The 22,232-nt window shown below is 43.8% G+C and carries 17 protein-coding genes; 8 read left to right on the forward strand and 9 right to left on the reverse strand.

The features are described from left to right. The first annotated feature begins 68 nt into the window (after positions 1-68). The gene (locus ACHFJ9_RS07860; protein ID WP_395354595.1) at positions 69-863 is read left to right on the forward strand and encodes an AraC family transcriptional regulator; all 795 of its coding nucleotides are present in this window, start codon (positions 69-71) and stop codon (positions 861-863) included. 181 nt (positions 864-1,044) lie between these two features. After that, positions 1,045-2,295, forward strand: coding sequence for a DEAD/DEAH box helicase (locus ACHFJ9_RS07865; RefSeq protein WP_395354597.1), 1,251 nt, complete (start codon positions 1,045-1,047; stop codon positions 2,293-2,295). A 150-nt stretch (positions 2,296-2,445) separates the two neighbouring features. Here ACHFJ9_RS07865 and ACHFJ9_RS07870 read toward each other — a convergent pair whose 3' ends face one another. Next, positions 2,446-2,859, reverse strand: coding sequence for a VF530 family DNA-binding protein (locus tag ACHFJ9_RS07870; protein ID WP_005391068.1), 414 nt, complete (start codon positions 2,857-2,859; stop codon positions 2,446-2,448). A 487-nt stretch (positions 2,860-3,346) separates the two neighbouring features. Between ACHFJ9_RS07870 and ACHFJ9_RS07875 the strand changes: the two genes are divergently transcribed. Continuing rightward, the gene (locus tag ACHFJ9_RS07875) at positions 3,347-4,804 is read left to right on the forward strand and encodes a DUF3360 domain-containing protein (protein ID WP_395354600.1); all 1,458 of its coding nucleotides are present in this window, start codon (positions 3,347-3,349) and stop codon (positions 4,802-4,804) included. Positions 4,805-5,000: 196 nt separating this feature from the next. On the opposite strand, the gene trpB is transcribed toward ACHFJ9_RS07875, so the two are convergent. The 4 genes from trpB to ACHFJ9_RS07895 form a co-directional block, all read right to left on the reverse strand. Further along, a complete protein-coding gene (gene trpB / locus ACHFJ9_RS07880) occupies positions 5,001-6,224 on the reverse strand; it encodes a tryptophan synthase subunit beta (protein WP_395354602.1) in 1,224 nt (407 codons plus the stop codon). 401 nt (positions 6,225-6,625) lie between these two features. After that, the gene (gene rnr, locus ACHFJ9_RS07885; RefSeq protein WP_395354604.1) at positions 6,626-8,872 is read right to left on the reverse strand and encodes a ribonuclease R; all 2,247 of its coding nucleotides are present in this window, start codon (positions 8,870-8,872) and stop codon (positions 6,626-6,628) included. A gap of 294 nt (positions 8,873-9,166) precedes the next feature. Further along, positions 9,167-9,379: a cold-shock protein gene (locus ACHFJ9_RS07890; protein ID WP_005375644.1), complete on the reverse strand. Its 213-nt coding sequence runs from the start codon at positions 9,377-9,379 to the stop codon at positions 9,167-9,169. A 307-nt stretch (positions 9,380-9,686) separates the two neighbouring features. After that, a complete protein-coding gene (locus ACHFJ9_RS07895) occupies positions 9,687-9,935 on the reverse strand; it encodes a hypothetical protein (RefSeq protein ID WP_005375646.1) in 249 nt (82 codons plus the stop codon). 288 nt (positions 9,936-10,223) lie between these two features. Between ACHFJ9_RS07895 and pcp the strand changes: the two genes are divergently transcribed. From pcp to ACHFJ9_RS07915, 4 genes are all read left to right on the forward strand, one after another. Next, complete coding sequence (pcp, locus tag ACHFJ9_RS07900; protein WP_395354607.1) at positions 10,224-10,862, forward strand: pyroglutamyl-peptidase I; 639 nt, start codon at positions 10,224-10,226, stop codon at positions 10,860-10,862. A 197-nt stretch (positions 10,863-11,059) separates the two neighbouring features. Beyond that, positions 11,060-11,323, forward strand: coding sequence for a hypothetical protein (locus ACHFJ9_RS07905; protein WP_005391057.1), 264 nt, complete (start codon positions 11,060-11,062; stop codon positions 11,321-11,323). Positions 11,324-11,386: 63 nt separating this feature from the next. Further along, entirely contained in the window at positions 11,387-12,373 is a 987-nt protein-coding gene (locus tag ACHFJ9_RS07910; RefSeq protein ID WP_182033608.1) for a GTP-binding protein, read from the forward strand. Positions 12,374-12,543: 170 nt separating this feature from the next. Continuing rightward, a complete protein-coding gene (locus ACHFJ9_RS07915; protein ID WP_005386186.1) occupies positions 12,544-13,836 on the forward strand; it encodes a DEAD/DEAH box helicase in 1,293 nt (430 codons plus the stop codon). A gap of 65 nt (positions 13,837-13,901) precedes the next feature. Here ACHFJ9_RS07915 and ACHFJ9_RS07920 read toward each other — a convergent pair whose 3' ends face one another. From ACHFJ9_RS07920 to ACHFJ9_RS07930, 3 genes are all read right to left on the reverse strand, one after another. Continuing rightward, entirely contained in the window at positions 13,902-16,928 is a 3,027-nt protein-coding gene (locus ACHFJ9_RS07920) for a DUF6701 domain-containing protein (protein WP_256955723.1), read from the reverse strand. A 307-nt stretch (positions 16,929-17,235) separates the two neighbouring features. Then, the gene (locus ACHFJ9_RS07925) at positions 17,236-18,075 is read right to left on the reverse strand and encodes an arginase family protein (RefSeq protein WP_005391051.1); all 840 of its coding nucleotides are present in this window, start codon (positions 18,073-18,075) and stop codon (positions 17,236-17,238) included. 6 nt (positions 18,076-18,081) lie between these two features. Continuing rightward, a complete protein-coding gene (locus ACHFJ9_RS07930; protein WP_005391048.1) occupies positions 18,082-18,816 on the reverse strand; it encodes an IclR family transcriptional regulator in 735 nt (244 codons plus the stop codon). Positions 18,817-19,164: 348 nt separating this feature from the next. Here ACHFJ9_RS07930 and ACHFJ9_RS07935 point away from each other — a divergent pair, with 348 nt between their 5' ends. Next, a complete protein-coding gene (locus ACHFJ9_RS07935) occupies positions 19,165-20,637 on the forward strand; it encodes an EAL domain-containing protein (RefSeq protein ID WP_395354612.1) in 1,473 nt (490 codons plus the stop codon). On the opposite strand, the gene modF is transcribed toward ACHFJ9_RS07935, so the two are convergent. Beyond that, the gene (modF, locus tag ACHFJ9_RS07940) at positions 20,628-22,079 is read right to left on the reverse strand and encodes a molybdate ABC transporter ATP-binding protein ModF (protein ID WP_395354614.1); all 1,452 of its coding nucleotides are present in this window, start codon (positions 22,077-22,079) and stop codon (positions 20,628-20,630) included. The genes ACHFJ9_RS07935 and modF overlap by 10 nt on opposite strands. Positions 22,080-22,232 lie beyond the last annotated feature (153 nt).

The following is a 22,232-nucleotide window of genomic DNA, read 5'->3' on the forward strand; positions in this document are numbered from 1 at the left end:
CTTGCTATGGTAACGTTAAGAGGACAGAAAATAATGAATAATGGCCAAAATGGAATTGAGTAAATAAAGTGACAAACTCTGACTACAGCGAATGGAAAAATGGAGCCGCACTGATCGCTAAGGAGTGGCAGCATGAAAGGAGCGACTTCAACCATTTGGAGCAACGGCCACATAATTGGCACAGTCATCATCGAGGCCAGCTACTGTGTATAGATGAAGGGCTAATACAGGTAAAAACCGATGAAGGAGCGTGGATACTACCACCTCACCGAGCTGGTTGGATCCCCCCGGGTGCGATGCACAGTGTTTATTTTTGTGGTTCTCTGAAAGGTCGTTCATTACTGTTTACTCCAGAGAGTTGTGAGCGGTTTCCAATGAGACCTTGTGTGATCCAAATGAGCGATGTCTTGAAAGCCCTATCGGTTAGGGCATCGATATGGAGCAAAACAGACGAGCTATCCATACAGTCTTTACGTATTCTTGCCGTAATATCCGATGAAATCGTCAATAGCCCTCATGAGTCACTCCATATCCCCCTGCCCAGAGATCCGAGACTGCAAAAAGTTACTCAAGCAATTTTAATAGACCCAAACAGCAAATATTCTGTGGAGCATTGGGCAAAGATCGGGGCAGTCTCATCTCGGACGTTAAGACGATTGATTCGAAGTGAGTTAAACATGAGTTTTAGTGAATGGCGGCAACAAGCACTGCTAATACATTCGTTAGAAATGATGGCTCGCGGAGAATCTGTAGGAGCGGTTGCACATGCTTTGGGTTATTCGACGCCCAGTAACTTTATCGCTATGTTTCGTCGGGTCTATGGCGATTCACCCACGCGTTACTTTTCGAGTCGTGGCATATAGTTGCCAAGAGCTTACCTAAATTAGGTTCGTTTTTATGTACTGAGGTTTTGCATACATTTACTCACCCAACATGTGCAAGTGCTTCTCTCACCAATCTTCTGTTTGGGCCATTATCTCTAACATCCAGACGCGAAATAGCATAAGATACACGGCCTTTACTAGCACTGAGCCACTCATCGTAATGACAGATAAAACACAGCAAGCGACATTTGCCGATCTTGGCCTGATTCCAACCTTAGTCGAGCGACTAGAAGCGTTAGAATACAGTCAACCGACGCCCATTCAATCCCGTTCTATTCCTGATATCCTTGAAGGGAAAGATATTATTGGTGGTGCCAATACGGGGTCTGGTAAAACCGCTGCTTTTTCGCTGCCAATCTTGCAAAAAATTGTTCAGCAAGACGAAACAAATCATCGCCGTGGTAACTTCGTTTCTCACCTGATTTTAGTACCAACTCGTGAGTTGGCATCACAGGTGGCATACAACGTCAAATCTTACTCATACCATCTTAGAGATAAGATCAAAACGGTTGCCGTATTTGGTGGTGTGTCGGTGAACCCACAAATGCTGGCGCTTCGCGGTGGCTGTGACATTATCGTAGCTACGCCGGGTCGATTACTTGATCTGGTATCCAGTAACGCGATTAAGTTGGACCAAGTAAAAACGCTCGTGCTCGATGAAGCTGACCGTATGCTGAGCCTCGGATTTACCGAAGAACTCAATAAGATTCTTGCGTTACTGCCAGAGAAGAAGCAGACGCTGCTATTTTCTGCTACTTTCCCTGATAAAGTCACGACGCTGGCTCAGCACTTGCTCCGCGACCCTGTTGAAGTTCAGTTGCAGAGCGCAGAAGCCAGCACTTTGGTGCAACGCGTGTTTAGTGTAAATAAAGGTGAGAAAACGGCGGTACTCGCGCACTTAATCAAACAGCATCAGTGGCGACAGACTTTGATTTTTGTGAATGCTAAGAATGCCTGTAACCATTTAGCTCAAAAACTGTCAAAACGCGGTATTACTGCTGAAGTTTTCCATGGTGATAAAGGGCAGGGCGCTCGTACTCGTGTACTTGACGGTTTTAAGTCTGGCGAGATTCAAGTTCTTATTGCCACCGATATCGCAGCACGTGGCCTTGATATTGAAAAGCTGCCAGTGGTGATTAACTTCGATCTCCCGCGTAGTCCTGCTGACTATATGCATCGAATAGGGCGTAGTGGTCGTGCTGGTGAAGTGGGTCTAGGGCTATCTCTTATCGATTACGATGACTATCACCATTTCAAAGTGATAGAAAAGAAAAATAAGTTCCAACTTGAACGTGAGCAGGTAGAGGGCTTTGAAGTGGAAGACGACCAAAGTGAAGCCTACTTTTTACCGATGAAGCCGCGTGCAAAACCAGCAGGTACAGGGAAAAAGAAGAAAAAGCGCAATCAATAGAAAACGTAAACAACCTGTGAGTTTACTTATGGGAGGCGCTGGAGAAGGGGGCGCACTAGCTTGAGTATTTTCTTCTAGCCATTTCTTTAAAGAACAATAGAGCCTTGCTGGAGCTACCAGTAGGGCTCTATTGCTTTTCAAGGTAATGTGCTATCGACGCGTCGGACGTCCACGAGGTGAACGTTTTTTAAATGCGGATGCAGCTTTAGCTTGTGACTTGAGGATAGAGTCAACGGTTAGCGGCATTGGCTCTTTAGGTTCAAGACCATGAGGGAACGTACGAGCTCTCGGTGGTAAATCATATTCTTCTTCACTTGCGCGTGGCATGCGCTTAAAGCGATAAAGGTAAAAGTTTTCTAATTTTTCTCTCGCCCATTCGGTCTTCTTTAAATACTTCACACTACTTGCAATCGAAGGCTTAGTGTTAAAGCAATTAAAGCGCATTGCTGTATCTAGAATGTCCCAGCCATAAAAATCCACCAACTCTTGCAACATAGTTTCTAGCTTTAACCCGTGCAGTGGGTTGTTTCGTTGCAGTTCGATTCTTTCTTCGTCAGTCATCATTTTAGGGGCCTTACTCATCAAAGGGTGGAGTTTAGCAAAGTATACATTACAGAGATATCTATAGTTAGGCTGCGAGGATTTGGATTGCAACTCGATTTGATGTTGTTAGTGCGTACTTGCATGAGCAAAATTAACCAATTACCTGTGTGAATACGGATATGTTTTTTCTACCTTGAAAAGCACAGGTGGAGTTGCGGCTGTTCCTCTTCTTGAATTGCTGTTCAAAAACTCTCACTAAAGATCAGCGTATTCTAATGTAATGTTAAATCTTTGTGTAATAAGTGAGATTTTTGTTGTTCTTTTACTAATGTCTAATATTCCTACCGATAGCAATACGTGCTTAATAGGTTCAAATCAAAAATTAGCCATACCACTTTCTTGGTGTGGCCTCGATGTTTGATGTGGGTGTTGTCTCGTATTGGTCTGTATACCAAGCGAAACTCTAGTTGGCATAGTTCAACGTTGAAATATAACAAAGGATAGCTCAATGTCTGACTCAAGTAAGACCTTTTACAGGGACGTGCGTAAAAAACCGCATGAATTTGAAAGTCGTGAAGACTTTCTAAACCATGATTTAACAATCATGAGCTTTCGTCGCTGGGGTATTCATTTGCCATCACGTGATTACAGTATTGAAATCGAAGACTGGGTGCCTGCATTAGCCGCAACCATTGGTAAAGTGGTAATGGTCACCGCTATGGTTGCTGCCTTTGCTGCTCAGTTCGGCTTATCTCCGGAGTTCGTTGCAGAAAACGTGCGTTACGAATTGCTTATCGCGGGTGCTTTGTTCGTTATTTTGTTTTCTGCCATCCTAAACCCGAACGCAAACTTAGCCGGTACCCACGGCCCAATGATACCGCTGATTCCCATGATTGCTGCCGCAGGAGGGCATCCTCTGGCGCTTGGCTTGATGGTATGTGCTTTTGGCTTAATTCTCGCTTTGACTAAAGGCGGTTCTAAACTCATGACCTTGACTGGCATTGGGGTTCGAGGAGGGTTATTGATCTACCTAGGCGCTGTTGGGTTGCTCGGACAGATCAATAAGACTGAGGCGTGGGCTGCGAGTACAGACCAAGGTTACATCTCGTTTGTGGTTATTGGTCTAACGGTTATGGTTTATGCCTACCTAGCTAAGATCAACAAGCGTTGGTTGGCAATCCCACTGTGTTCTGCACTCGCGGGTATTGTTGCTTATTTGATGGGCGCTGAGTTTGCTTTTACCACAGAGCCGGGCCTGCCTAATTTCAGTCCATTCTATTGGTGGGGTGAAAATACTGGCTGGCAACTAGGCTGGCCAACCTTAGAGCACTTTATTGCCGTGACTCCATTTGCGCTACTGGCAGTCGCTATGTGGTCCCCTGATTATCTTGGCCATCGTGTGTTTCAAGAACTTAACTACCCAAAAGAAGCGAAAGGCGTACTCATGGATGTCGACGACACGATGGTCGGAGCGTCTGTTCGTCAGGGAGTTGGCTCACTATTAGGTGGCGGAAACCTAGCTTCTTCTTGGGGAACGTACATGATTCCAGCCGCAATTGCCAAACGTCCTATTCCAGGTGGCGCACTGTTAACGGGTTTCATGTGTATTGCCGCGGCGGTAATTGGTTATCCTATGGATCTAGCGATGTGGGAACCTGTTCTGCGCGTTGCTTTGATTGTCGGTGTATTCTTACCACTTCTTGAGGCGGGCATGCAGATGATCCATAAGCATAAAGACTCACTCAGTGCAGGTATCTGTATTTTTGCCTGTGCATTCGTTAATCCAGTCTTTGGTTGGGCAATCACTATGCTGCTGGATAACCTTGGACTTATCGGTGACCATGAGCGTGCTAACGAACTCTCGCGAAAAGATAAATACCTGATTCCTGGCACTGCATTTATCGTTTGTGCAGGTTCGCTTGCTGTCGTTGGTCAGCTTCCGGGTATTCCTGCTCTGGTCGGTTAATCGAATTATGTTCTAAAGGACTAGTTGGAGTGGTAAGTAAGATGGCTTTCTCAAGCTATGCCTATTTCTCAAAAGTAAAAGGTTTGGACTGTGTAGTTAAGCCTTCAAAGCGCATGTAGGGAAAGTAAGGCTCAAACAAAAAGCTACCTAGTAATAGGTAGCTTTTTGTATAGACATTTAGCCTACGAAGTCGTGACTAAATAATTGATTCAATGCCATATTTTTCGCCGTAGTGTTCAACGACAAAATCAATGTCTTTGTCACCGCGACCGGATAAGTTGATCAGAATTGAGCCAGTTTCTCCTTGCTTCGCGAGTTTAATCGCGTAAGCGACAGCGTGTGCGGATTCAATCGCTGGAATAATCCCCTCTTCGCGAGACAGTTCAAAGAATGCATCAATCGCTTCGTCATCACTGATTGAGCCGTAATTGACACGGCCAATGTCTTTTAAGTAACTATGCTGAGGCCCAACCGATGGGTAATCCAAGCCACTTGCTACAGAATAGACTTCCTGTGGTTCGCCTTGCTCATCTTTAAGCATGTAAGACTTAAATCCGTGCATAATACCTGGCTCACCGAGTGTGAGCGTTGCAGCATGCTCGCCAACCTTTTGCAAAGAGCGGCCCGCGGGCTCGACGCCGTGAATGGCGACTTGTTCATCGTCTAAGAAAGCAGTAAATAGCCCCATCGCGTTAGAACCACCTCCAACGCATGCGACGAGATTATTGGGTAACTTGCCTGTCATTTCTTTGAATTGAACTCGTGCTTCGTTACCGATAATTGATTGGAAATCTCGTACCATTTTAGGGAATGGATGAGGGCCAACGACAGAGCCTATCGCATAAAGTTGTGTGTCAGGATCTTTTAGGTAGGCTTCGAAGGCAGAATCAACCGCTTCTTTGAGAGTTTTGCGCCCGTGAGTAGCAGGGATGACATTGGCACCAAAGATTCTCATACGGACGACATTCGGATGCTCTTTGGCGATATCAACTTCACCCATGTAAATATCGCATTTCAAGCCAACCAATGCCGCGGCTGTAGCAAGCGCAACACCGTGTTGTCCTGCGCCAGTTTCTGCAATCAGTTTCTTCTTACCCATCTTTTTAGCGAGAATGGCTTCTCCTAAGCAGTGGTTAATTTTATGTGCGCCTGTATGATTTAAGTCTTCACGCTTTAGGTAGATGTCTGCTCCGTATTTTTTAGACAAGTTTTCCGCATGGAAGATTGGGCTAGGTCGTCCAACAAAGTGCTTATACAGGCGAGCGAGCTCCGCTTTAAATTCAGGATCTTTGCTGCATTCCTCATAAGCTGCGTTGATGTCACGCATGATTTGTTCAAGCTCCGGCGGCACGAAGCTACCACCGTATTCACCAAAGTATCCTTCTTCATTTGGCATGGTGAGATCAAACGAGTTTTTCATTATTTACATCCTAGTTAACGAAAGTATTGATACTTTTATACCCAAAATTTGGAAGAGGTTGTGTGATCAGTTGCTTAAATCAGAATTCGCGATCTAGTGAACTAGTTAAAAAGTACAATTTGTGTGGTTTTTAACGGGTTGGATACAACATAAGGTGGGGTTTAAGAGGCGCAAAAAAGCCCCGAGAGATCCTAGGCTGTCATAAGAACCTCTCGAGGCAAACAGAGTGCTGGAAATACACTCTGCGATGGTGTCTGGAAACAAAAGTTAGATTCGTTTCCTTTGCCAGATATTAGGGTTTTAGAATGAGCTGATGTCAGCGAAATGTCACAAGTTAATCGCGGTATCTAAAGCTTATTTTTTATTTTTGAACAATGGGTTAGAAAATAGACTACAACAGACTAACCTACCGTGTGTTCTGCATCTTTTAAATTGAACATGATCTTTCTTTGTTTCGAATCGACGTCTTTAACCAACACGTGCACTTTAGTCCCTAAAGTAAACGTGGTGCTCTGGCTAGAAATTTTTTGTTTGACTGCATCAAATTCGAACTCACCATTTTGAAAACTTGATAAAGGAATGAGACCTTCGATTCGGTTTTCCTCTAACTCAACAAATACTCCGAAGTGTGTGACTCCAGACACCGTCCCCGTGAAGTGTTGCCCAATAAATGGCTTCATGTAATGACATTTCAGTGCAGACTCAACCTCTCGGCTCACTTCATCTGCCTGACGAGATTGATGTGAACAGTGCACGCTCAGTTGCTCGATTACTTTTGTATCGTAAGGGTAGTTGTTCGCCGCACCTGTCAATTGACGAATAGGTTTTAGTTTCATGAGCAGACTGCGTAGCTTGCCTGTTTTTTGCTCTCGAAGTTTAGCGCGAATGGCGCGGTGAACGAGTAAGTCTGGGTAACGACGAATTGGCGAAGTAAAGTGCGCGTATGCGTCATAGGCTAAACCGAAGTGACCCATATTCTTCGGCGAATACTCGGCTTGACTCTGAGAACGTAGCAGTAGGGTACGAATCACATCACACTCATCTAAATCTCGTACTTGTTCCAGTAATGCGTTGTAGTCATGAGAAGTTGGTTTATCACCACCCGCAAGCGTTAGCCCTTTGTCTGCAAGCATCATTCTTAATGAAGACAGTTTTTTCATCTGAGGACCAGAGTGCACACGGTATAAGCTCGGTATTTTTTGTAGCTGCAAAAATTGAGCGGTGGCAACGTTGGCACACAGCATGAATTCTTCGATCATTCGGTGGGCATCATTTCGAACTACCGGAACGATGGACGCTATTTTCTTTTTATTGTTTAACGTGAATGAAAGCTCTTGCGTGTCAAAATCAATGGCACCACGGACTTGACGTTGACCAGATAGGTTCAAATACAAGCGATGGAGATTCACCAGATGCTGTTTGATGTTTTGTTGTGGGTTATTACCTTGGTATTTTTTTGCTTCCGTTGATTGGGAAACAATGCGGTAAGCTTCGTTATAAGTTAAACGAGCATGCGAGTGAATGATCCCTTCAGAAAACTCTGAATCTAGCATGTTACCTTCGTCGTCAAAGGTCATCTCACATACCATAACCAATCGGTCTTCATTCGGGTTAAGCGAGCACAAACCGTTAGATAATGTTTCTGGTAGCATTGGTACAACGTATCCGGGAAAGTAAACGGACGTTGCACGAGATTGCGCCTCAAGATCTAAATGGTCGTTTGGCTGAACGTAGTGAGATACGTCTGCAATCGCGACGAATAACTTCCAATGCCCATTGTCCATTTGGTATGCATAAACGGCATCATCAAAGTCTTTCGCGTCGTCCCCATCGATAGTGACGAACGGTAAATCTCGATAATCCACTCGGGACGTTTTGTCTTTTTCTTCTACGTGATTGCCAAATGCGGAGGCGGCGTGAAGAACTTCATCATCCCAATGATCATTGATGCCATGTCGACGTAACGCCAATTTAACTTCAATCCCTGCTTCTCCCGGACGCCCTAATACTTCCGCCACTTCAACTGTTGTTGATTGTCTGTGATCTGGATAGGCAGTGACTTTACAATGAACGAGTTTACCGGCACTTTTGGTGATAAGATCATTTGGTGTGACATGAATGGTTTGAGTCAGTTTCGCGCTTTCTGGCACTAGATAGAAGTTCGAACCTTTTCTCTTTAACAAGCCCACGATGTGGGTTGTTTTTCGTTCCACTATTTTGATGAAACGATGATTTGAGCGTCCTTGATGCTGAGCATTGCCTTTCAGAACCAGTACGATATCGCCATCAAACACATGAGTAAGTTGGTGTTTAGGTAAGAAAAGGTCTTTTTCATTACTGTCGTAAGTGACAAAACCAAAGCCGTCTGCGTGAATGCTGACCTTTCCAGAAACCAAAGCGGTTTGATCGACTTTTTTATAACCACGGCGATGCGTGAAAATCAACTGGCCATCGCGCTCCATAGCGCGTAAACGTTTTTTTAAAGCGTCTTTTTGTGGTTTCTCATCTAAGCCAGTAGAGCGAGAAATTTGCTCGTGACTTAAGTGATTTTTAACTTTATCGAATAGGCTAAGGATAACGTCTCGGCTAGGGATAATGTGCTCGTAATTATTAGAATTTATTGATTGTGCGGATATATTTAATTTCATTTTTTTCTCTTATATTCGCCAATCGCTTTTATTTTATAAACTTTATTTATATGAGCAAAGCATGAGGCGAAGTGATTCAGATATGAATCAGATTAATTTAATTCCAAACTGGAATTGCAAGATAGGTAGTGTGATTACCTAAAGATGTATACCAAAGTGACTTTATTGAAAGTGATTAATGACGGTGTGGGAGAGGTAAGTGATTTGGGTATATAAACTTAGATAGAGAATAGTAAGGGCGGCGATAAGTGGAAGGAGATGGTGGCACCAACAACGTTGATGCCACACAAAGAATTACAGTGCAGTTACTTCAGCAGCTTGTAAACCTTTGTTACCTTGTTCAACAACGAACGATACTTTTTGGCCTTCAGTAAGAGTTTTGAAGCCTTCAGAAACAATAGAACGGAAGTGAACGAATACGTCATCACCGCCATTGTCTTGAGAAATAAAACCAAAACCTTTAGTTTCGTTGAACCATTTTACTGAACCAGTTAATTTATTAGACATAGATACCTCTATATTTGATTGTTTTAAATATTGAATTTTTAGCTAATATCAAGTGCTACTATATGATTTTAGAGATAACTATTTTGTCGCAGGAACGTAAACGAGGAATTCGATGTGGAACTGAGAGAAACTTTGATCTTTAATTACATTAATAGCTCTTTCCGTAAGAGCTGATGTGCAGTATACCGACAAAATTAATAAAGGCTAGCCTTTTCTTTTTTTATTTTTTAAGTACACCAAGCGCATTGCATTCAAAGCATACGCTTGGTGTATAAGACGGTATGGTGTTATAGATGGTGCTGAGCGCTTAGTGTTTTCTGGTTGGGCCGTTACGAACGATGTCTTTACCATTGTCATATACGTGCTGCGAAACCCAGCGGCCAAGGAGCAATTGGTGCTTTTCTCCTAATACGGCAACAAATGGACGGCCATCGGTATTAGAGGTGGCTAGCGCAACGCCAGTGACACCTTCAAGACCCAGAGCGCCGCTTTCTACTAAATGCAGAAATGCCTCTAACTCTTCAATCGTTTCGATTACATGGTTATCAATATTCATTGTATTCAATCTCTTCGAATTGCATTGCGGTCGCGTACTCTACCTAAGTTAAGCGTGGAAACCAAGTTTCTGCGTGAGTCATGTAATGAGAGAGCCAAGCCCTGCCACTAATCATCGATAGTTAGTCTCGATAGTCCGGAACTTGTCTAGATTCAATAAAGGTGACAACCCTCGCTGGTTAGACATGAGTCACATAATGTTGTCTGGCTTATGTCAACAATACTTTTGTTATTGGATAGGGTGAAGGGGAGTGCAATAATTTGTGAAACTCTTTTCCTAAAGGTTGTTATGAAGAAAGTCCTGATTACCGGTTTTGAGCCTTTTGGTGGTGACGCCATTAACCCCGCTTTAGAAGCGGTGAAGCGATTAGAGGCTGTGGCAATAGAAGATGCCATGATCGTTACTTGCCCAGTTCCTGTGATTCGGCATGAGTCAGTGAATACCGTTATTGATGCAATAGAAGCGCACCAGCCAGATTGTGTGATTACCGTTGGGCAAGCGGCTGGACGTGGCGTGATCACCCCAGAGCGTGTCGCAATTAATGTGGATGATTTTCGTATTCCAGATAACGCTGGTCATCAGCCGATTGATGAACCCGTAGTGGCTGACGGCCCAGATGCTTACTTCTCGACGCTGCCGATAAAGCGTGTTGTTCAAACGCTGCAAAAGCAGGGGATACCTAGCCAGATTTCTAACAGTGCCGGAACATTTGTATGTAACCACCTTTTTTATGGCATCCAACATTATCTAAAAGACAAACCTATCCGTCATGGGTTTGTTCATATCCCATTATTGCCAGAACAAGCAGTAGATGGCCATCAGCCTTTTATGTCTCTGGAGATGATAGTCGAAGGGCTAAGGCTGGTGGCTCAAGTTTGTATTGCCAATGAAAACGACATATTGATCAGCGGCGGGTCGATTTGCTAGTAAGTGTTTTACAGTCCACTAAGTGTCTGAAAGCTAGTAATAAGTTCATCGTTTGATGTTGTAATAAATGTTAGCTTTGTCAAATTTCACAAGTAGCGAAAGGAGTAGCATTGAATAGTCAGGTTGGATGTTGTTCAAACTGGCGTTCCCCTAATACAGGAGGTGTTAGGGGCTACCCTTACGAAAGGCGAGTTATCATGAAAAGCAACAAAAGTAAGTCAATCGCACTTATCTCTGTCGTTGTTTTCGCATTGGCTATCGCTGCGCTTAAATTCGAAAACACGCTCGGAGTTCTTCCCATCGTAGTCGCTATTATCGCGTTTTTTACCTGCGTCATTTACACCAGTATGTATCTTTCTGATATGAAGCGTTCAGAGTTGATAAGTCACTCTGATCATTCTCAAAAAATGTGTACCCACGCATCACGCAATGAGCTTGATGAGCGCGATAAAAAGCGTTGAAGCGAGTCACATTCTCCGTATACTTTGCGGGAGCATTAATGCACTAACGTGTCGGAGATAAGCATGTCAAATCGAGTACCAACCAACATACTGACCGGATTTTTAGGTGTCGGTAAAACGACCACGATTTTAAATCTACTGAAGAACAAACCGGAAAACGAAAACTGGGCGGTTTTGGTCAATGAATTTGGTGAGATTGGCATCGACGGTGCATTGATGACCGACCAAGGTGCGCTGATTAAAGAAGTGCCGGGTGGCTGTATGTGTTGCACGGCGGGCGTGCCAATGTCGGTCGGTATTACCGCGTTACTGCGCCAAAAACCGGACCGTTTATTGATTGAGCCGACAGGCCTTGGTCATCCAAAACAGGTTATCGCGACGCTTACCTCAGAACAGTATGAACCTTACGTTGATCTAAAAGCGACGATCGCTCTGGTTGATCCGCGTAATTTAAGTGATGAAAAGTACCTTTCTAACCAAAATTTCGTGGACCAGTTAGACAGCGCAGATGTGGTTATAGGCAGTAAGGTTGACCTTTGTACCAGTCACGACATTGATGTGTTTAATGACTGGGTGACGGACCAATCTCCCTCAAAAGTATTCAGTAAGCTTATTCATGATGGTGAGTTACCGATAGAAGTCTTGGATATCGAACGGGTTTACGGCAGCGCTTCTTCCCATATCGAGTCACATCATCATGACCATGCTCACCAAGAGCCTCAATTCCAGTTGCCGCCTGGTGAAGCCTTTGTGCGTAAAGAGAACAAAGGGCAAGGGTATTTTAGTTGCGGGTGGTTGTTTGGGGCAGAGTACACGTTTGATTTTGATAAACTTTTCTCAATGCTTTCGGAATTAACGGCGGAACGTGTTAAAGCGGTGGTCAACACAGATCAGGGGTGTTACGCGTTTAATGTTGCCAACCGAGTCGTGTCGGTGAATGAAATCAGCTTAGAAGGGTTTGAATCACGATTAGAAGTGATAGATTCTCAGCTGTTGCCATGGGATGAGCTTGAGCAAATTCTCCTTCAGCTGTCTGGCATCAAGCGTTAAATCGAACAAATATTAAACGGAAACGGTGAGCCAGCAATCTGTCTGCGTTCGCCGTTTTTGCTTTTGTAGCGTTTCAATGAGAAAAGTGAGATAAATCACTCAAATTCGGGTATAGTGCACGGCTAAATTTTTAAAGCTATTTTTAGTGGTTTGTTTAAGGAATACGCTCAATGTCATTTTCATCTCAAGGTTTTGCGCCAGAAGTGGTTAAAGCACTGGCAGAATGCGGTTATGAAAAGTTAACGCCAATTCAACAGAAGGCGATTCCAATGGCTCGCAAAGGCCATGATATTTTCGCTACAGCACAAACAGGTACTGGTAAAACGGCTGCGTTTTCTCTGCCTATGATTCAGCAGTTGTTAGACAGTAACCGTAGCGCTTCTCGTAAGACTGCTCGTGCACTTATCTTGGCTCCAACTCGCGAGCTTGCTGAACAAATTGCTGACAACATCAAAGCTTACACGAAGTACACCAATCTGTCGGTGGCGGCGATTTTCGGTGGCCGTAAAATGTCTTCTCAGGTTGCGGCACTGGAAAATGGTGTTGATATCCTTGTGGCTACACCTGGTCGATTGGAAGAACACATCGAACAAGGTAATGTCTCGGTGGCACACTTAGAGTTTTTGGTGTTTGATGAAGCAGACCGTATCTTGGATATGGGCTTTATTCATGCAGTTCGTAAGATCATGCTGGATGTGGATACAGACCCACAAATCATGATGTTTTCGGCAACGACTTCAAGCCAGCTAAACCTGTTAGCGAAAGACATTCTGCGTAAACCAAAACGTATCGAAGTAGAGCGTGCAAATACTACGGCACAAACAGTTGCTCACGTGCTATATCCAGTTGATCAAGAGCGAAAAACGGAACTGCTTTCAGAGCTAATTGGTCGCAAAAACTGGAAACAAGTGTTGGTATTTGTGAACTACAAAGAGACCGCAAACGAAGTGGTAAAAGAGCTGAAACTTGATGGTATCAAAGCGGTGGTTTGTCATGGTGACCGTGCTCAAAGCGCTCGTCGTCGTGCGCTAGAAGAGTTCAAGTCTGGCAAAGCACGTGTCATGGTGGCTACCGATGTCGCTGCTCGAGGTCTAGATATTGAAGACTTACCTCACGTTGTGAACTATGACATGCCTTTCCTAGCGGAAGATTACGTTCACCGAATTGGTCGTACGGGTCGTGCAGGTAAACAAGGTCATGCTGTTTCATTTGTAAACCGAGATGAAGAGCTCACGGTGGTTCAGGTTGAAAATCTAATCCAGCAACGCATTCGCCGTATTGAGCTTGCAGGCTATGAACCAAAACAGCGTGAATCTTACATTGAAAAGCTGCACTCAAAACCAGCATTCAAGAATCGTCAAGGTCGTCGTAATAATCCGAACCAGTCGGCAACAGACCAAGGGTCGGCAGAGCGTCGTCTTGCTATGGTGAAGCGCCTGAAAGCGCGTCGTGGCGCAAAGTAAATTACATCAGTTTGTGATGAAAAGAGCCCCTCAATTGAGGGGCTCTTTTTGTTTGCCGTTTCGCGTTAATTTAGGCCAAGCATATTGGGTTCACCACGATAAATAATGCGATCGTTTCCTCGGTGAATACCAAACGTAACAATGACGGGTGGGTTTTCCTCTTCACTTGTAGAGCTATCCCAGTCGTATTTCAGCCAAGGGATGCGATTGCCTGAGCTGTCTAAATCTAGGTGGAATTGTATTTGCTCGCGCGCTGAGTCAATTTGGCTTGCAACGATATCGGTCATTCTGCCAATACTCATCGTTCCAACGCCAGAAAGCAGGGCGTTGTTTGCTGGCGCATGCGACCAAATTGGCGTGCTGAAGTAATATTCACCATTCGCCGTTGTTGAGCTGTCATCGAAGTTAGTCGTAAATCGACCGTTTTGCCAAATTTCCACATCAAGTGGCACTTTGATCACCATGCCTTGGTTGCCACCTACATCTTGAAAGTTCAAACGACCGAATCGAATGTCCGGTTGTTGAGTGAGCATTTCGCTGTTATCAAAGAAATTTACCTCATCAACGGCTTTAGTCGTGACTATACCTATTTTGCTGCTGTCACTGTTAGTCCCATTATTAAATGGACCATCAGGGTATTGTTTATCTGTCGTGTTCTTTTTCCAACATGGGCTATTGTTACAAGTCGCATTGGTCGAGGGCTTCTCGATAACAAACGTTCCAACACTCGCTCTACCCAGTAGTTTCCAGTCTACCTTCTTGGGCTTAGGCGGCAAAAACCGTTCGGAGTATGAGCTTAGCTCGCCTAAATCGAAATGTTGTTGAAGGTTAGATGAAAAGTGGACGTAGTTCTTCACGTTTTCCTTATTCGCATTGAGTGCGACAACATCGTAAGTGACTTTCTCAAAAGGTTGATTCATGTAAGCAAAAGTTTGGCCATGTGGGTAGTGCCATTCTTGGTCTTGCACTTGAAAATATTTTGGGTAAAAACGACCGATGTAACGATAGCCTTCGTTAACAGTCATACCTAGATATTTACTTTCTAGGTTTGTTTTTACTCTCAAGCTCCCGACTTCTTCCCAATATAATCCATTAAAGACGAATTGATCATTCTTAGCTGAATTATGCGCCTGAGCCAGTGAGTCACTACTTTGTAGCAATTTCGAGGTTTGGTTCGCTGTCTCTGATGGCGTATGTTGCTCACTCGACAAGACAACCGATGCTGCTGGAGCGTCATCAAGCGTAAAATTACGGGTGATAGAGGCATCACAATAACGTGCTGATTCAACAGAACCACTTACAGAGCCGTCAGTTTGCCAAATGATCGGCTTCACTGTTAGAGAGAAAAGTTCTCCGGCGGCAATAAACCCATCTCCTTGTTCAGAGGTGCCAGAAGGCAAAGCACGTTGGTTGTCACAGATAGCCAGTGTCCATGGTCGCGAGTACACATTAAATGTTCCGTTCACTTCCACTTTGCCTTCTTCTGGGCACTCTTCAAATCCCTCACATTCAAAATGATCGGACAATGTCACTTCAAATATGCCGGACTCGTTCGTGATAAGACCATGTTCAGACAAGCCGTCTTTAAATTCCGCTGAATAGCTAAAGTTTCCTTCACTTCCTCCTAATGGTTGAACCAATGGATGAAAAATCTTAGGAGTACCATTGTAGTTGCTTGCGACTACAGGTTCGCCGGTGGAAGCACAAGCAAGCAATCGCGTATGCACGTTTTCTGGTTTACCTGCAATAACGCGTATTTCATTTAAAGTGGCACTTTTCGTCTTTGAGTAGGCCTCAAACATAAATGGCGTAAACATAAAGCTAACCGTTTGATGCTTGCTGGTGTCTTCTGCCATAGTGAAAGTCAGCGTGTAGTTAGTACCTAACGCGATGGTATCAATATCGTTCGGGACCACTCGAACAACGAGCTCACCATTGTCGTCAGACATAAATTGGTTTGCTTTTAATGTCTGCTGACCTTTGATCACCTCTAAAGTGAACAAGTCAGGGTGTGATAGGGCTGCACTGACTTCTGCGCTTACAACTTCTCCATTATTGGTTGTTGTTGCTGTAAATTGCGGAAGATCGTCGCCGCACATCAGTGCCATATCGTCCGATGGTGTGACGCTTAGGTCGAAGTCGTTCTCCGATGGAGGTTGCATGCTGCAATTCGGAACATCTTGAGGGGTAATCGGACAGACCTGAGAGGAGTAGTGACAATCAGTGTCGTCTAATCCACAGTATTGCGTGTATTTGTTGTCTTGTGCTTTCGTTTGTGCACTTCCTGGCGTTTGTTGGATTTCACCACAAACTTGACTTGGCTGATTTGGAGCGTTGTTGAAGTTCAATGTTTGGAAGTATTTAATTGCTGTAGTAGAGCCATAGAACGAACCGTTCAATGCGGCAGATGCTCCTTTAGTCTCAGTAGTGCCGTAGATCTCCATGTCATCAATAAGCAGAGAACTGTGCGCCACAATGTCACCGACGACGAAATGTCGTTGGAAAGGGTTCTTCGTCTTGAGATGCAATTGATGGCCTTTTGATTCAATGGTGCCACAAACGTTAGCGTTGAATATATCGGTCGTACTGTGAGTCAAAATGTCACCAATAATGGTGTTGTACTCACCATCAATATGAAGGGCCTCACCTGTTAGCTCTATATCCCCATCTATGAGAACGTTATGCAGCTTTGTTGGATAAGCCGATAGAAGATCACCATAGATAACCGTGTGCTTGTTTTGATAATCGTCAATGCTTGAAGCTTTCTCATTGTTAACCGTTAATCCGGTTGCGAGTGCGTGTAGAGAGATACGCTTATTGGGTTCACCAATCGTATTGTTCCCCTCTAACACAATGCCATGAGCTGCTTCTAGCGTTATCTCTTTTTCCGGTAATGAGGAGACAATTTTGTCACCTGCGGGTAGGACGAGTTTCCCTGTACAGTGATAAGTCGTACCATCACTTCCGATACTAAAGCTCTTGTGTGAGCAAAGTTGACCTAACTCAGATAGATCTTTGACGTCATAAGTGGTGGCGTGTGAGGTTAGCGGTAAAAAAAGAACCGCAGCGAAAATACTGCAAAGACGCATCATCAAATGTCCTAAAAAAGTGGAACAAGATGGCATCAAGCGAGCGTGAGCAAGTGCTCACAGAAGTTGAAATGTCGGCGGTGTTTTTGGTTTTTAATCCGCTTACTTATTGAACTTTGGCTATTTTTATTTCGTATGTCATACCAAAGCTTAGTGGCGTTATTAGAGCGTAAGTATGAGATTAGTTCAATAGCTGAGTGTGACATGAGTCGCTTTATTCATGTAACTATTTGTTGGTAAAAGATAATAATTAACTATGTTGATTCAGAATCAGTAGCTTGAGCGTCCTGATTCTGAACCGAACTTAATCCTAGGCTGCGTGAACAATGAGTGGGGCCATTTGATATAACTCTTCTAGTATGGCTTTCGTTTGTCTCGAATAGACCAGACGATCGCGATCACCAACGAGTTGAATGGCTCTGACTTTACCTGCAACCAGGCATTGCCTAATGGTGCGTAGAACCATTTGGATATCAATTTCTGAGGTACCATCAAGGCTGTTTTTGGTTTTTAGGGAGCCAAGGTCGATACTGAGGATTATTTGGTCGCAATGGTCGAGGTAATTGCCGATCAACTGCTTTACATTATTGCGATGACGAAAAGAAAACTCTTTATCGGTTACCCAGTCACAACCTTGATCCTCCGCGTATTCCCACGTTTCTTGCTTTGTATCTTGTTCGCTAACACCAGCAAAAAATAATCGCACGTTTTGATAGCGAGAAAGAGCAAAATGGAATGCCGAGCCTAAACGTGGTTCAAGTGTTGGCTTCAAGTTCATGTCATGTCCAATATTTACCACACCCACTTCGTCTCGATAGGACACGACCACAGGTAACATGGACAAGATTGCCTCGGTACAGTTAGTTACTAAAACAGGAATTGAGTGGCGAGAAAGCGAAAGGCTTAATGCTTCCTGAAACTCGCCATTTTCCAGCTTGTCGTGGTTGAAGTGACCAAAGTTTTCAGCGGTTTCATGATCATGCTGTTGGTATAGCCAATCGCTAGCATTTTCCAAACTTTGATCAGCTAATTCAAACGCGCCTTTAGACATGGGTGGCAAATACTCACACACTGTCATAAAAGAAAAAGGGTAATGCTGCGGCTGTTTCACGGTGTGGTGGAGTTTATAGCGTTTGAAAAAGCTTAACATGATGAATTACCTTTCTGGTGGTAGTGCCCTTGCCGCTTGCAACACATGCAAAATAATGCGCTGCTTATCCTTTTCGACTCGGTGGGCCGGAGCCATCACCGAGACCGCGCCGATCAGTTTGCTTCCTTTCATCACTGGTGCACTGATGCCAGAAACACCCGGGTCAATTTCTGAAGTACTGACGGCATATCCGTGTTTACGGATGGTTGTGAGCTCTTGTTCCCATTCGTCTCGTCGGTGATCTTGATTAAAGTATCTCAAGATTTTCTCGCATCGACTTTGAGGCATAAAAGCGAGCATCACTTTAGATGAGGCACCACGTAGCAGAGGTTGACTTTGACCCTGGACGAAGCTGCAACGCAGCGCCTGCATACTTTCTTTTTGTCTGACACAAAGCGCGCGATACCCTGCAGGTACCATATAAGCGGCCATTTCCCCTGTTTGTTGTACCAACCGAGCCAGTATGGTTTCGACCATATCTAACCCATGCTGTGCGGTCTCATAGCTATGCATGAGCAGCAATGCTGCCGGGCCAACGACAAATGTCTTGTCGTGTACGCTTTCTTCAATCAAGTTCCACTCTTTGAGCAGCTTCAAGTGTCGGTAGAGACTGCTCAAAGGAACGTTCAATTGCTCGCTTAGCGTTTTCGCAGAGACTGGGAATGGACTAACTGCAACTTGCATTAACAACTGCAGTGCTTTTTCGTTTACCTGGTTCGCATTAGCTTTGTTTGTCGTCATGAGAGTGTTGTAACGTGTTATATGAATTACGACAAATATAATTCTTAATCACTGAGAAAAGAAAAATAATTTTAATGGGTAATTCTCGTAGAGTGAGAATTTGACGACTGAGGGCTTACCTCGGTACCGATAGGCTCAAAAATGATGTCGTATTGACGTCTCAGGTTTGAGTCGTTTGATGCTAAATTGGAACAGGAGGGATTAAGGCATTGTTTAGTTTGCGGTATTACTAAGTGTTTCGCATACTGAGTTAATCTAAATAAATAATATTATAAACGAGAGTTGCTAGTGGGTATCAGAATCCAGATACCATCTCAGTAAATCGGTTTTATAAAAGGTTACTTTTATATGCTGAATAAGGCGCTTTTTAAAAAAGCCATCATTTTTTTGTTGCCCATTCCTTTGATTGTTGGCGAGGTCTTGTATTTAGCTCGTGAAAGCGTGCAAAACAACCTCAATCATCTATTAGAAAAAAACGTTCAAATCGCAGACGAAATTTTATTCCAAATAGAGACCGAAAACCGCACGGCTTTGTTGCATCCTAGACGATGTGAAGAGCTTCAGCAAAACTTGATGTTTGAACGAGATATCGAAGAAATGCTGATTGTAAAAGATGGGATCATTACGTGTTCTTCTAAACTGGGCGTAATTTCTAAGCCGTTAGCCGAGCACATTACATTTCCTGAGGGACAAGCGTTAGCACTGGGAAACGTGGATAGCGTATATGACCAATTTTTGCTCGTCGTGACCGAAGGAGAGCACGGTTATCAAGCGGTGACGATTATTGATCATGATTACTTTAATGCGAAGATAGGATTTAATAACGATTTACGTTTAAAACGCTCTGCCTTATTTATCCATGACCAAGTTGCACCTGAAGAAGCGTTGAGAACGGGAAGTAACCCTATTGGCATCAAATCGTCGCAAATGTTTGAATATGAAGCTTTGAGTGAAGCTAGCGATCTATTTGTCAAACAAAGAACACTTTCCTATTTTTTGTATTCAATTCCAATCATTTTTGTTATCTATCTTTGCTTATATGCGTTAAATAAATTTATCGATCCTCATCGAAGCTTGGTTCTGGATTTAAAGAAAGCCATAAAGAAAGGCGAGTTGACTCTGTATTACCAGCCCCAGATTAACGTCGATACTGGTCAACTATTTGGTTTTGAAGCCCTAGTGCGATGGGAGCATCAGAATAAAGGGTTCATTTCTCCTGATGAGTTTGTACCAGCGGCGGAGCAAAGTGGATTGGTCTTTTTGCTCACGGATTACGTTCTCGATAAAGCGGCAGAAGACTTCAGTAAATTAGACTTTAATCAGTCTGTTCACCTTGGTATTAATGTGCCGCCCGGTTACTTAGTTGGGCCAAACGCGATTAGAAAGATTCAACTCATTGACAGGAAGTTATGTCGAAATAACGTCTCATTAGGCATAGAGATAACAGAACGTCAACTCATTGATGCTGAAGCCAGAAAGTGCATCGCAGCGCTGCGAGTACATGGAATTGATGTGTTGATCGACGATTTTGGTACCGGTCAAACCTCGCTGGCGTTTCTGCAGCACATGCGTATTGATTACCTAAAAATCGATAAATGTTTTGTCGAAACTATTGGTATACCTAGCCTTAGTGCTTCCGTTTTAAAAGCTATTGTTCACTTTGCGGAAGAGCTAAAAGTACAACTCATCGCTGAAGGTGTAGAAACAACGGCGCAAGCCGACCATTTGAAAAAGATGGGAGTGCGATATCATCAAGGATATTTTTACTCCAAGCCTTTACCTTATGATCAACTTGCTCAGCGAAGTCATTATTATTGGTAAACGTTAGCCCGATAACATTGGTCATTGTCATCAAAAACAAACTCTAACTCATTCTTGATGCTATCCAAGCGGTCTTCTTGGTAATGAGATACATACAATAGCTGGCTTAAATTCTCTCGGGCGATGAGCTCAAGTGTATTCTTAACTAAACGCCTGCCAAGAAAATCCAACCCTTGATATGGCTCGTCCAAAATCAGTAATGTTGGTTGTTTAACGATGGCTCTTGCAATCAACAACAGGCGCTGCTGACCGTACTCTAATTGCTTGAATGAGGTTTTTCGGTATTGGCTCATATGTAGGATGTCGAGCCATTCGTTTGCGATGTCCACTTCTTTACGAGTGGGTTGGTTATACAACCCTATGGAGTCGTAAAAACCGGACAAAATCACGTCTAGCGCACTGCAGTTAACGCGGTATTGAAGGTGTAACGCTGAAGATACCATACCTATGTGCTGCTTAATTTCCCAGATTGTCTCGCCAGACCCTCGCTTTTTACCAAAGATATCAATGTCATTGCTGTAGCACTGAGGATGATCACCAAAGATTAACCCAAGCAAGGTGCTCTTCCCACAGCCATTTGGGCCTTTGACCTGCCAATGCTGACCTTTGTCTATTCGCCAGTTTAAGTCAGTAAAGATCTTCTTATCAGTGTATTCAACAGACCCATTTGTTAGTTTAAATATTGGGTTGTCGAAGTGTGTCGAGTGCTGATGCTGACGTATCAAGTTCATCATTTCTTCACTCTGTTGCTCGGACTGAGATTTAATTTGTTCAATGATTGGATGATTATCCCAACTGGATTTATCCATCGTACTGTCCAGCTTTCCTGCACTGAAAAGCGCAACTCGATCAATCCACTCAGGTATATCAGACTCGCGAGAAAACGTGACCAGCAGCTGTACGGTTTGAGAAAGCGAGTGTAAATAGTGAGCGAGAGCTGCTCGATGGGCAATATCTAAACCAGTAAATGGGTTATCTAGCAGTAATAAATCAGGCTGTGTTGCTAAAGCGCGAGCTAGCATCACTCGTCTTGTTTCCCCTGTAGAGAGAACACGAAAGCCACTGTGTTTAAGGTGAGTTAGGTCGAGGTCGGTAATCAGCTGATCTATTAAATTAGCGTCTTGGCTGCACTCCTGAATGAGTGAGTAAACGGTACTGCCTTGATCGATACGATCAAGAAAGTCTGTATCGTCCTTTTCTAATTCTCTTTCCAGTAATCGCTGTTGCTCTGATAACGACACTTGAGCAACGGACAGCCCATCAAGCTCAAGTTTTCCGCTTATTGGTGAAAGTTCACCACAAATAAGGTCTCCAAGTAGAGCTCCAATATCCCCATCCGCGCTGAATATTCCCCAAGATTGCTGAGTGTCTATTTTCCAATCGTCAATAAATAGGTGAGCCGTGTTCCCTTGAGCGGCAAGTTGACTAAAACGAATAGTCATATGTTTGTCTTCCTTGTTTTCGTTGTAATCGTTTATTTATAACAATTTACGAACTCAGTAAGGAAGCGCTTTTGTGTATTAATTTTAATCAATGCAGCATCTTGTGAGCACTCAAGGGTAGTGCTATTTGAGAGTGAAACAGCCACTACGCTT

Origin of the sequence: Vibrio sp. D3 (assembly GCF_043995865.1) — a bacterium.
GTDB lineage: Bacteria > Pseudomonadota > Gammaproteobacteria > Enterobacterales > Vibrionaceae > Vibrio > Vibrio diabolicus.